This is a genomic window from Novacetimonas maltaceti (assembly GCF_002906255.1).
GTDB classification, from domain to species: Bacteria; Pseudomonadota; Alphaproteobacteria; order Acetobacterales; family Acetobacteraceae; genus Novacetimonas; species Novacetimonas maltaceti.
In genome coordinates, this window is the sequence record NZ_POTC01000010.1 from 86,395 (window position 1) to 96,931 (window position 10,537).

At 65.0% G+C, this 10,537-nt stretch carries 10 protein-coding genes; 4 read left to right on the forward strand and 6 right to left on the reverse strand.

Annotated features, from left to right (window positions below; genetic code table 11):
* Position 1: 1 nt before the first annotated feature.
* Positions 2 to 214, reverse strand: coding sequence for a hypothetical protein (locus KMAL_RS05820; RefSeq protein ID WP_040512651.1), 213 nt, complete (start codon positions 212 to 214; stop codon positions 2 to 4).
* Positions 215 to 386: 172 nt separating this feature from the next.
* On the opposite strand from KMAL_RS05820, the gene KMAL_RS05825 reads away from it, so the two are divergent.
* Complete coding sequence (locus tag KMAL_RS05825) at positions 387 to 1,220, forward strand: acid phosphatase (RefSeq protein ID WP_110094797.1); 834 nt, start codon at positions 387 to 389, stop codon at positions 1,218 to 1,220.
* Between the two features lie 162 nt (positions 1,221 to 1,382).
* On the opposite strand, the gene KMAL_RS05830 is transcribed toward KMAL_RS05825, so the two are convergent.
* Positions 1,383 to 3,638, reverse strand: coding sequence for an AAA family ATPase (locus KMAL_RS05830; protein WP_239019968.1), 2,256 nt, complete (start codon positions 3,636 to 3,638; stop codon positions 1,383 to 1,385).
* Between the two features lie 114 nt (positions 3,639 to 3,752).
* Between KMAL_RS05830 and KMAL_RS05835 the strand changes: the two genes are divergently transcribed.
* Positions 3,753 to 4,418: a preprotein translocase subunit YajC gene (locus tag KMAL_RS05835; RefSeq protein ID WP_110094821.1), complete on the forward strand. Its 666-nt coding sequence runs from the start codon at positions 3,753 to 3,755 to the stop codon at positions 4,416 to 4,418.
* A gap of 191 nt (positions 4,419 to 4,609) precedes the next feature.
* Here the strand turns inward: KMAL_RS05835 and KMAL_RS05840 are convergent, their stop codons facing one another.
* The 4 genes from KMAL_RS05840 to KMAL_RS05855 form a co-directional block, all read right to left on the reverse strand.
* Positions 4,610 to 5,596 (reverse strand): hypothetical protein, encoded by a 987-nt coding sequence (locus KMAL_RS05840; RefSeq protein WP_110094798.1) that lies wholly within the window; start codon positions 5,594 to 5,596, stop codon positions 4,610 to 4,612.
* Positions 5,597 to 6,296: 700 nt separating this feature from the next.
* Positions 6,297 to 7,217 carry a glucosamine inositolphosphorylceramide transferase family protein gene (locus KMAL_RS05845; RefSeq protein ID WP_110094799.1) on the reverse strand — a complete coding sequence of 307 codons (921 nt, stop codon included), beginning with the start codon at positions 7,215 to 7,217 and terminating at the stop codon, positions 6,297 to 6,299.
* Positions 7,218 to 7,229: 12 nt separating this feature from the next.
* Entirely contained in the window at positions 7,230 to 8,384 is a 1,155-nt protein-coding gene (locus KMAL_RS05850; protein ID WP_110094800.1) for an acyl-CoA dehydrogenase family protein, read from the reverse strand.
* A gap of 151 nt (positions 8,385 to 8,535) precedes the next feature.
* Positions 8,536 to 9,207, reverse strand: coding sequence for a hypothetical protein (locus tag KMAL_RS05855; RefSeq protein WP_146044163.1), 672 nt, complete (start codon positions 9,205 to 9,207; stop codon positions 8,536 to 8,538).
* 211 nt (positions 9,208 to 9,418) lie between these two features.
* On the opposite strand from KMAL_RS05855, the gene panB reads away from it, so the two are divergent.
* Both panB and KMAL_RS17195 read left to right on the forward strand, forming a co-directional pair.
* Positions 9,419 to 10,234, forward strand: coding sequence for a 3-methyl-2-oxobutanoate hydroxymethyltransferase (gene panB / locus KMAL_RS05860; RefSeq protein WP_110094802.1), 816 nt, complete (start codon positions 9,419 to 9,421; stop codon positions 10,232 to 10,234).
* Positions 10,235 to 10,298: 64 nt separating this feature from the next.
* Positions 10,299 to 10,439: a hypothetical protein gene (locus tag KMAL_RS17195; protein ID WP_180999746.1), complete on the forward strand. Its 141-nt coding sequence runs from the start codon at positions 10,299 to 10,301 to the stop codon at positions 10,437 to 10,439.
* The last annotated feature ends 98 nt before the right edge of the window (positions 10,440 to 10,537 follow it).

The window sequence follows — 10,537 nt, forward strand, 5'->3', positions numbered from 1 at the left end:
ACTACATCGAGGGTCCCCACATGCCCAGCACGAACAGGATCGCGCCCAGCGCCATCATGACGATGTGGAACATCACGTCGCCCGGCATCGCGACCAGTGGGTCCATGTGGGCGGAGCGTACGAACTGCACCACCACCAGAATCGCGCCACCGACGCACAGTGCGATACGAAGGGGGCTGATGTTCCCCGGCAGCAGCGATGGTTTGCGGTTCATGTCGTGTCCATTGGCAGGTATCGGGCCATCATGGCACATAAATTCCCCATTTTGAACCGTTCGGGATGACATGGCCGCATGTGTGCGTGCGGCAGGGCGGATTTCATGCGACCTGTTATTGGGAATATGAAATAAAGCCCGTTCGTCGATTCTGAAGGAATGATGGAACAGCATGGACAGGGGATTTTTGTCACGGCGCCGGGGAACATGCGGCCTGCGCGCCACGGTGTTGGCCTGCATGCTGGCGGGGGGCATGGGGGTGTCATCGGCCCATGCGCACCGCGCGGCCCCGCCGCCGCCCGGGCCGGCATTGCCGGACGGGCGGATTTTCCTGCCGCCGCCGCCGGCCGCCGAAACCGCCAGCAATGCCTCCGACGCCAGCATCTTTGCCGATACGCGCGTGCAGGAAGGCAGCGGGCGGTGGAAACTGGCGCAGCGTGATGCCCGCCATGGCGTGGGGCACATGCTGTCGGCCTTTTCCTGTGCCGCGGGCTTCACGCTGTCGCCCACCCACCTGCCCCGACTGGAGGCGCTGCTGACCCGACTGGAAGAGCGGGTCGAACCCGTGGTCGCGCAGGAAAAGGCGCAGTGGAACCGCCCGCGTCCCTATTCCGAAATCGAACTGCCGCTGTGCGTGGCGGACCGGGGGGAAGTGGCGCGCACGCCGTCCTACCCCTCCACCTATGCCACGCTGGGCTGGATGACGGGGGCGGTGCTGTCCGACCTGCTGCCCACGCGCACGGCCCAGATCATGCGACGCGCACGGGTCTATGGCGAAAGCCGCGTGATCTGCGGCGTGCACTGGCACAGCGATATCACGGCAGGGTGGATGAACGGGGCGGTCCTGTACACCGCCATGCGGGGGGAGGCCGACTTTGCCCGTGACCTCGACGCCGCACGCGCGGAAATCGAGGCCCTGCGCGATCATCCGCCCGCCCACCTGCTTCCTCCCGATGCCAATGAATGCGCCGAGGAAGAAGACGCCGCCGCCCATACGCCCCAGTGACGGGTCGCCGTTGGCGCATGGGACATCCGGGCGGCGTGTTCCGGCCCCGGCAGGAAGCACGCTCCCTGCACCCTGATCCGTTGATGAGGTCATGGTTTCCAAAGGGCGATGCCCTTTGGTGGGGGTTCGGGGGCGAAGCCCCTGAATGGCCGATGCCGTGGCCTACATTGAAAACCCGATTGTCTGGCTGCCTTCGCGTCCCTTTATTTCCGCCGCCAGCAGGTCAAGCATCGCCTGTGGCGTGGCGGGTGTGTCGAGTAGCGCCTGCCTGCGCACCACGAGGGAGAAGTCCGACGGCGTAAGCGTGCGCAACCGGTCCAGTCCGTCGGGCGCGGGCAGTTCGAAGAAGCGTTCGAACGCGTGGCGCGCCTGCTGGGGCGTGAGGTAGTCGAAGCGCGCGCGCAGCAGGAAGCGGCGCATGCTGGCGGGGTCAAGGCGTGAGGCGAGGTTGGTGGTGCATACGAATGGCAGCGGGTGGCTTTCCATCCATGTCAGCATTTCGTTCACCTGGCTGACTTCCCAGTTGCGCTCCGCCGAGCGGCGGTCGCCCAGCAGGCTGTCCACCTCGTCGAAAATCAGGAAGGACCCGGTATCGCGTGCCTCGGCAAAGGCGGCGGCGATCTTCTGCTCGCTCTGGCCCACATATTTGTCCAGCAGGTCGGAGGCGCGTTTCTGCAGCACCGGCAGTTCCATCATGTCCGCAAGATGCCGGGCATAGGCGCTTTTGCCCGTCCCCGGCGGCCCCGACAGCAGGAGCGAGACCGCACGCGGCGCCCCCGGCCGCGACAGCCGCACGGCCAGTGCCGCAAGGTCGCAGTCGGCATTGACCAGCGATGCGTCATACGGGCCGTCGCCGCCGGGTGGCGGCATGACGACGCGCCCTGCCGACGCGGCCTGCGTGATGCCGGTGGCGATGGCGCAGACCATGGTCGAATCCCCATCCGCCAGCCGGGTCGAACGCAGTGCATTGCGCAGGATCGCCGGCGGCGCGGGAATGGCGCGCGCCAGCAGGGCGGCGGCCTCGGGCGTCAGGGGCACCTGCTCCTCGTGCGCCATGTCCTGCCACAGGCGGGTGCGCACCGCGACGCCGGGCTGTCGCATCTCGATGCACAGGGCCATGCGCCGCGCGATGGCGGGGCCAAGCATCTCCACGTCGTTGGCCGTCCAGATCACCGGGGTGCCGCCCTGTTCCAGCAGGCGGTGGAAAAAGACGCGGCTGTAGGATTGCGGCGCCTCGAACAGGCCGGTGGTGAACAGGTCCTCCGCCTCGTCAAACAGCAGGACGGACGATGTGTTGCGCAAAAGGCGGGTGCTGCAGCGCAGGTCCGCCAGCCGTTCATGGCGGGAGGGTTCGTCGCCGCTGCTGTCGGCCTCCCCCACCGGGTAGAGCGTGGCCCCCACATGGGCGGCAAGGGTTGCGGCGAATTCGGTCTTGCCCGTGCCCGGCGGGCCATACAGCAGGATGTTGATGCCCGGCGCATGGTCGCGCACGGCGGCGGCCAGCACCTTTGCCGCGATTTCGGCCTGATCGCCAAGATGGGCGAAGGCCTCCCACGGCAGGGTGGCCGCCCGTGGCTGCCCGAGCAGGAGGGAGCGGATATCGCCCACCACGCGCGCGCGCCGGTTCATCAGCGCCATCAGGCGCGGCAGCAGCGTGATGTCGCCATCCTCGTCCACGCTCATCAGCCCGCTCATGCGCAGCTGCCCTTCGGGGGCAAGCGCGGTGGCGATTTCCGTTTCCGGCCGGTTGAGCAGCATGTGCAGGAGCGAGATGTCCTCGCACAGGAATGGCCCGCGGGAGCGGTTTTCGCACAGGTCATCCCACAGCTGCTCGAAATGGCCATTGAGGCGGTAGCACATCGCAAGGCCGAGGATGTCGGTCGCCACGTCATCCAGCCCCGTCGCGCGGCGCAGTTCCGACAGCCATGCGTCAAGGTAGCCGCCCTGGCCGCCCTGCGTGCCGCGCGCCTCTTCCAGCGCATGGCCAAGGCGTTTCCATTCGGCGGCGGTGGGGGGCGTGTCGCCATCGCGGCGGACCATGGCGGGCAGGGCCTTGTCCGGCAGGGCGAGGTCGGGCTGCGCCTGCACCGCGCAGCGCACCAGCGATCCCGCGTCGCGCGCGCCACGGTGGATCGCACCATGCAGCGCGCACAGCATGTCCAGCAGACGGCGCATGTCCCCCTTTACCCGCGACGGACGCGCGGTGGTCACGCGGCGATGGGCCGGGCGTCTGCTTTTGGCAAGCGGCATCGGGTCGGGTCTCCTGCTGTTGGGAAGGAATATACGGACCATGGCGACAAATGTCGTGCGAAAAGGCAGCCCCCGCGTCCCGTCAGGGCTGGCCTGCGGCCTGCGCACCGAACCGCGCGCCCTGCGTGGCGTTTTTGACGCAGGAGAGGAGAAAACCGCGTCCGACATGGTTTGTCTTAACCCTTATGTCGGCACGATACGATACTGGATCAAGTCCTTGCCCGCCACGGTGGGAAAGGCAGGCATTTACAAGAACCTGAATTGCGGATGGAAAAGACCTATATGAAAATCAAGACCCCGGCGGCCCTGCGTTACATGCCGTCTGCCTTTGTTCCCGGCCTTGCGGCGCTGTCGCTTGGCGTGATGGCGCTGGTTGCGGCCCCGCGCGACGCGCGGGCCGACCCGTCGATCATCGTGGGGAACCAGGTGTCCTCCGCCACGGTGGAAACCGTGGATCATGAGGCGGGAACGGTGCTGCTGCGCGACCATACCGGCGACCTCGTGACCGTGCGCATCCCGCCGGAGGCCCGCAATGTCCCGCACCTGCAGGCCGGTGACAAGATCAATATCCGTTTCTTCAAGACGATGGCCGTCTCCATCGTCCCGCCCGGTACGCAGCCGCCGGAATCGACCGTTACCTCGGCCAGGGGATATGCCGGGCTGCACCCGCATGGCATGCTGGTGTCCAACCGCCGCGAACGCGTCCATGTGCTGGCGGTTGACCCGGCGCAGCACCTGATCACCTTTGACGATGCGGACCAGATCACCCGCACCGAGGTCGTGCAGGAAAAGGCGATGCAGGATTTCCTGAATACCGTGAAGGTGGGCGACACCGTCGATGTCACCGTGACCGATGCCGTGTCGTTCGAGGTGATGAACCGTGTCATCGCCCCATCCGCCACCGTGCAGCAGGCCCCCGGACAGACCGCCCCGCAGCAGGCGCACTGAGGGGTGCGGGAATGATGGACGGCCCCTTCCGGTTGGCGGGAGGGGCCGTTTTTTTGTCAGGCGGCTGTTTGAATGCAAGCAGTTGATGAAAAGTATAAAGGTTTTTGGGTGTCGCCTTTTTTAAAAAGGCGACGTCTTCTGAAGCTTTTTGAAAAAGCTTCACCAAAAACTTTTGTTCGGAAAGATAAGGTCTAGACCTGCCCGGACAGGGAATAGCCCGACACCACGCCATCCAGCATCGTATCAAGTCCATCGCGCAGCAGCGGGTCCACGCCGTGGGCGACATGGGCGCGGGCGCGTTTCTTGATGCTGTTGGCCACGCGCAGGTTGATCGGCTGTGCCGTGCCCTCGCGCAGGACGGCCGCGACGGAGACCTGGCGTTCATGGGCCGTGCGTACCAGCAGGAAGGCGATGTGGTTCAGGATGTTGCCGAATTCGAAGCGGCCAAAGCGCGACCGGCAGCGCGTCATCTCGCCCAGCACCTCGATATAGCGGTCGATCACCGGGCGCGTGGTGTCGTGGCGGAAATGCAGGGTGTGGTATTTCGCCGCGCGGGCATGTTCGATGCGCGCATCCTCCCATTCACCCAGCACCTCGTTCCCCGTTTCGACCATGCTGTGCTGCGCGCGGGCGTCAAGGCAGGTGGACACGAAATCCCCATGCGCCGTCGCATCCCATGCCAGGGCCTTTGCCGCGCGGCCTTCGTGCAGGGCGAAGCGGAAGCGCCGCTGCCCGTCGATGCCATACAGGATGGACGTACCCCCCCGGCACAGCGGGTCGGTCCCCAGCACCATGATGTGCGATGGGTCGCCACGACGCATGTGGTGCTGCCACGTCAGCACGTCGAACAGGCTTTCATCCTCCGCCACGCGGTCGATATGGGCGTGGATATGGGCCATGAAGCGCGTGGTGGGCATGCCCGCGACACGCGGGGCGGCAAAATCCATCCGCCACCAAGTCGCCGCGCGCAGCAGGTGAAAGGCCAGAGCGTTGCGCAACGTCACCAGCCCCTCGTCCACGCCGACCTGTTCACACAGGGCCGAGACCACGCTGAAACGGTGTGTCAGCATGCTGACCTGCCGTGACATCGGCGTCCACGGGTTGAAATAGTCAACCAGGACTTCCGGGCGGGAATGGGTCAGGTGCCAGATGGCCCGGGTGCAGTGGGTTTCGCGCATCGTAAGATCCTTCTTGGCCCAGAGGTTCTGTCTGGTGGGGTCTGATCCGGTGGGCAGGGAGGGTCGGTAGCCGGGTGGAGGCGATATGCCGGGTTTCGCATGGTCGCGATGGTGGGGGATGTGGCAGGTGGTGGTGTCCCGCGCGCAGGTGCGCCTGCCGCGGGGGGACCGGGGTCATGTGTGCGCGACGGATGGCGTCGCGGCCAGCATCGGTCGGGCGGGCGCCCGCGTAAAGCCTGATGCCAGTTCAGGTTTATTGATAACCATTCTTAACATCAAGTTAAAAATAGGACAGGTCGCACTTTCCTGCATCCATGTGGCCAATGGATGGTCCGGGCCTGCCTGCCGGATATCCATGCGGGCAGCACGATCTTTCGTGATGTCATGCCTCACGTTCGCCTATGCGTGGCAGGCGGAGTGGGCGGCAATGGAGTGTTCCGAGGCCCCCTGGCGTAGTATATACGATCCGGGACCGTTGCCTTCTTGTTGGCAGGGCAATGGTTATACCATTGGCATGATGCCGGTTTTCAGGAAAAGCCCGTGTTCTTGGTGTTTTCTACTTCGGGTCTGGAAAAGTTCCGCCCCCGCGTGCGGCAGGCACTCCTGCAGGGGCTTGTGGTGACGCTTTTTTATCAGAAAGCCTTGAAAGACGCCGCCTTTTCAGGCCAGAAGGCGGCGGCAGGAAACCTTCATCCGTTTGTTACGCCGTTCCCTGCCGCCGCAGGCGGCGCAGGACCAGTCGGTCAACTTCCACCAGTGCGCGCCCGACGATGGACGGGTCGGTATGCTTGGCGTCCAGCAGCGTCACGTCGCCGGCGGCCGACAGGGTGTGCATCCCGTCCGTGAACGGGGCGAAGGCGGCGGGCGCATGCAGGGGTTCGCCAGTGCGCGCTTCGAAATGCTGCGGCGTCAGGGTGGTGACATGCAGCGGCGTGATCGCCCCGCCATAGGTCCGGGCGCAGTCCTGCGTCGGCAGCACAAGGCCGTCCCCGGTCACGATGGGCGTGCCGCCGGGGCGCGTGCTGCGGATGTCGCGGCGCACGGGATTGCCCGGATGCGGGTGCCATGGTCCCATCAGTCGGTCCGCCCATGCGACATGCAGCAGGCTGATGCGGTCGGTCGCGGAGTGTCCCCACGGGGCATAGAACATCCACCACCGCCCCTCGTAAAAAATGGGGGAGGCATCGACGGCGGCGCCGGGAAATGCGAATTCGCGCACCGGTTCCCAGCGATAGGGGAAGTCGGTGGCGCGATACAGGTTCTGCCGCCCCGACCGGCCGGATTCGGGCATCATATAGAGCGTGCCGTCGGTATCACGCACGATCACGGGATAGGACAGGTGCCACGGCTCAACCAGGACGGGGCAGTGTTCAAGCATGTTCAGGGCGCGGTCGAACACGAACACGTCGATGCGCCCGATTTTCACCCGGTAATCATACGCCTCGGCAAAGACATGCAGGCGCCCGTCGTGCCAGACGCCGAACGGGTCGGCGATGAAGCGGAACGGGCCGGGATTGTCGATCCATGTGACCGGGTGCGCGCCCACGCCATCGCGCAGCACCTGCGCCATGGGGGCATCAATGAGGCCCGTGCGCCAGATATCGGTCCGTCCCAGTCCCAATGTCGTGTCCTTTCATGGGTGGTGCGCACGCGCCAGCGCCGTGCGTCCCGACAGCATCAGCGCGGTGTCGGATTGCGGGGTATGGATGCGCCCGCACAGGACATCGCGGTAATGGCGTTCAAGCGGGTTGTCCTGCGACAGTGCCGGATTGCCGATTGCCGCGATGGCGCGTTCGGTGGCGCGGATCGCATTTTCCGTCATGACATATTTCACCATGTTCGCATCGGCAAGGGTCAGCGTCCCGTCCTCCTCCCGCGCCAGCGCGTGCGACAGCAGCGCCGTGTTCGGCAGCAGCAGGGCCTCGATCTCGCCCAGCAGCACCTCGAAGCGCGGCAGCGTCGCCAGCGGCTTTCCCAGGCCGGAGGGCACGCGCCCATGCAGGAACGACACCAGCCAGTCCCGCCCCGAACGCGCCACCGCGTCATACAGCGCCGCAATCACGATGGCATGCCAGATGGCGACAAAGCTGTCCTTTTCACGCCAGTCCTCCGGCGCGCGCAGGTCCGCGATCGCGTCATCAGGCAGGCGCACGTTGTCAAAGACGACCGTGTTGCTGCCGGTCGCGCGCATGCCCATCTGGTGCCATGTCCTCTCGATATGGATGCCCGGCGCGCGCATGTCCACCAGCACCTGCCCGGTGCGGAACGGCTCCTCCTCCGTGCTGACCCAGACCAGCCCCCAGCGCAGGGCGGTTGACCCGGTGGAATAGATCTTGGTCCCGTCCAGCCGCCATCCCTGTGCATCACGGCGGATGCGGGTCGCCGGCCGCCCCCCGCGTGACGGCGTGCCAAGGTCCGGCTCCACCCGCAGCGCATTGAGCAGCGCGCCCTCGCGCACCGCGCTTTCGCCCACCCTGCGGCGCAGCGCCTCGGGCCATGTGTCCGACGCGGCGATGGCGGCATGCTGCAGGTACTGCATCCCCACGATCAGCGCCGTGGACGGGTCCCCCTGCGCCAGCGTCGCAACGACGGTGACGATATCGCGCAGCGGGGCCGCCTGCCCGCCAAAGGCGCGCGGGACGCTCAGCCCCAGCAGCCCGGCCTGCTGCAACTCGGCAAGGTTTTCGGTCGCGATCTCCCCGCTGCGGTCATGTGCGGGGGCACGGGTGGCGAAGCGCGCGGCAAGGGCGCGCAGTTCGGCCTGCGTGCAGGGAAGTGTCATGGTCATTGCCCTGTGTCCGGTTCATGGGGTGCCCCCATGCTAGGGGGTGGCGGCACGGTTGGGCACCCTTTTCGCACGGTGGCCCGCAGGCGGTAACATCAGGGACGGCCGGGACGGTTTTTCGGGCGGTCCCGCCGGCCTGCCGGCCATGCCCGTGTCACTTGAACCTGTTGGGCCTGCCATTGCCGTTGCTGGCGGCGGTAATCATGGCATTGTCGAGATAGATCATGCATTGCGTGTCGACCTGGGGGAAAAAGACCTCGCAGAAGCCGTGCACGTTCGTCTCCGCCGCATCCTCATTGCCATCGACGACAACGGAATCGATGGAAAACATCTTTGTGCTCCCAAGGTCCTGCTTGGGCCTCAGTGCGACCGTTATCATGGATTTCCTTGTATCATCCATGAAGATGAGGGCCGTCTCATTGTCCACGAACTGGGTGTACAATGTTTCATCGCAGTTGAGGTTCGTGACTTTCGGGGGTTGCAGCAGCTTTACCTGGCACCCCCTGTTTTTCGCCAGCGTGACATTTGTCGCCTCTGGCATCTGGGCGGCGATCGCTGCTTTTTCTTCCCCGAATGTGGCGGCGCGGGCAAGGGCGGGGGACATTGAAATGCAGGCGCACAATACAAAAAATACTGGTGTCTTCATAATACAGGCTGCCTTGAATATGGGGGTTTGCACGATGAGGGTCGGTGCATGACGGTAGTTGCGCCGGGGGTATCGGGTTTCATGGGGTAAATGTCCCTTTGCCGGCGAAACTGTATGGAAGAAAACCGGGAATTTATGGTATTTTCCAATAATTTTATTTCCATGCCGCCTGTGTAACATAATGGAACATAGAACTGGGTGCAATGGCGCTTTTTATTGTTTCCGTAACGTGCCGGGATACCATGAAACCTGTCATGTTTTATTTTTACCCATGGGGCTGAACGCCCCTGTCGGGCCCGTGTATTTACAATGGCGTTCGTGCTGCGATATCCGGTTGCACAGCGGCGCGGGCCTCCTTGCGGGGCCTGCGCCCCATTGGCAGGAGGCTTGATTGAGTACCACCACACAGACACGTCGCCGCACCATCCGTGACGTGGCCAAGGGCGAGGTGCCGGGCGTATGGCTGACGGCCTATACCGCGCCGATGGCGCAGCGGCTTGATGCGCATGTGGATGTCATGCTGGTGGGGGATTCCCTCGGCATGGTGGTCTATGGCCTGCCCAGCACGGTTGGCGTCACGGTGGACATGATGATCGCCCATGGTGCTGCGGTCATGCGCGGGTCGCGCCGGGCGCTGGTGGTGGTGGACATGCCGTTCGGGTCATACCAGGAATCCCCGGCGCAGGCCTTCCGCAATGCCGCGCGCATCATGGCGGAGACGGGATGCGCCGCCGTCAAGCTTGAAGGCGGGGCGGAGATGGCCGAGACGGTGCGCTTCCTGACGCAGCGCGGGGTGCCGGTGTGCGGGCATGTGGGCCTGATGCCGCAGGCGGTCAACGCGACGGGCGGTTTCCGCACGCAGGGGCGTGATGCGACACAGGCGGCGAAGGTCACGGCCGACGCCCACGCCATTGCCGATGCCGGGGCGTTCGCCATCGTGATCGAGGGCACGGTCGAACCGGTGGCGCGCGCCATCACGCAGGAACTTGCGGTGCCGACCATCGGCATCGGCGCATCGGTGGCCTGCGACGGGCAGGTTCTGGTGGTTGACGACCTGATCGGTGCATTCGGCGATTTCACCCCCCGTTTCGTCCGCCGCTATGCCGAGGTGGGGGCAACGGTGGAGGACGCTGCCGCCCGCTATGCCGATGACGTGCGCAACCGCCGCTTCCCCACCGACGCGCAGTGCTTTGGAACCCGTGGCTGAGGAAGGATCGACGGGTGGGGGGAAGCATGCCATGCTGAGGCCTTGCTGAAGCAGAGACAGTGCGGTGCAGATCCTTCCCCCTTCCCCTGCCATGGTGGATACGGCGCGAACGCCCGCGTTTGGCGCGCGTGAACTGCTGGCGTTCGGGGCGGGGGACCTGGCGTTCAACATCATCTGGAGGGTTCTAAAAACCCCCTGGTTTTGAGGTCTTCTGTATGATTCTATTTCTTCTGCGTTGATTGAGGGAATGGCGATATGAAGCAGCCTGGTTTTTTTGATGTTGAAGAGCGGCTTTCCCGGTTG

Bases quoted from the DNA above. Each gene is read 5' to 3' on its own strand.
- KMAL_RS05840 (WP_110094798.1), bottom strand. From the start codon at position 5,596: ATGCGCGAAACCCACTGCACCCGGGCCATCTGGCACCTGACCCATTCC.
- KMAL_RS05820 (WP_040512651.1), bottom strand. From the start codon at position 214: ATGAACCGCAAACCATCGCTGCTGCCGGGGAACATCAGCCCCCTTCGT.
- KMAL_RS05835 (WP_110094821.1), top strand. From the start codon at position 3,753: ATGAAAATCAAGACCCCGGCGGCCCTGCGTTACATGCCGTCTGCCTTT.
- KMAL_RS05830 (WP_239019968.1), bottom strand. From the start codon at position 3,638: ATGTCGGACGCGGTTTTCTCCTCTCCTGCGTCAAAAACGCCACGCAGG.
- KMAL_RS05825 (WP_110094797.1), top strand. From the start codon at position 387: ATGGACAGGGGATTTTTGTCACGGCGCCGGGGAACATGCGGCCTGCGC.
- KMAL_RS05850 (WP_110094800.1), bottom strand. From the start codon at position 8,384: ATGACCATGACACTTCCCTGCACGCAGGCCGAACTGCGCGCCCTTGCC.
- KMAL_RS05855 (WP_146044163.1), bottom strand. From the start codon at position 9,207: ATGTTACACAGGCGGCATGGAAATAAAATTATTGGAAAATACCATAAA.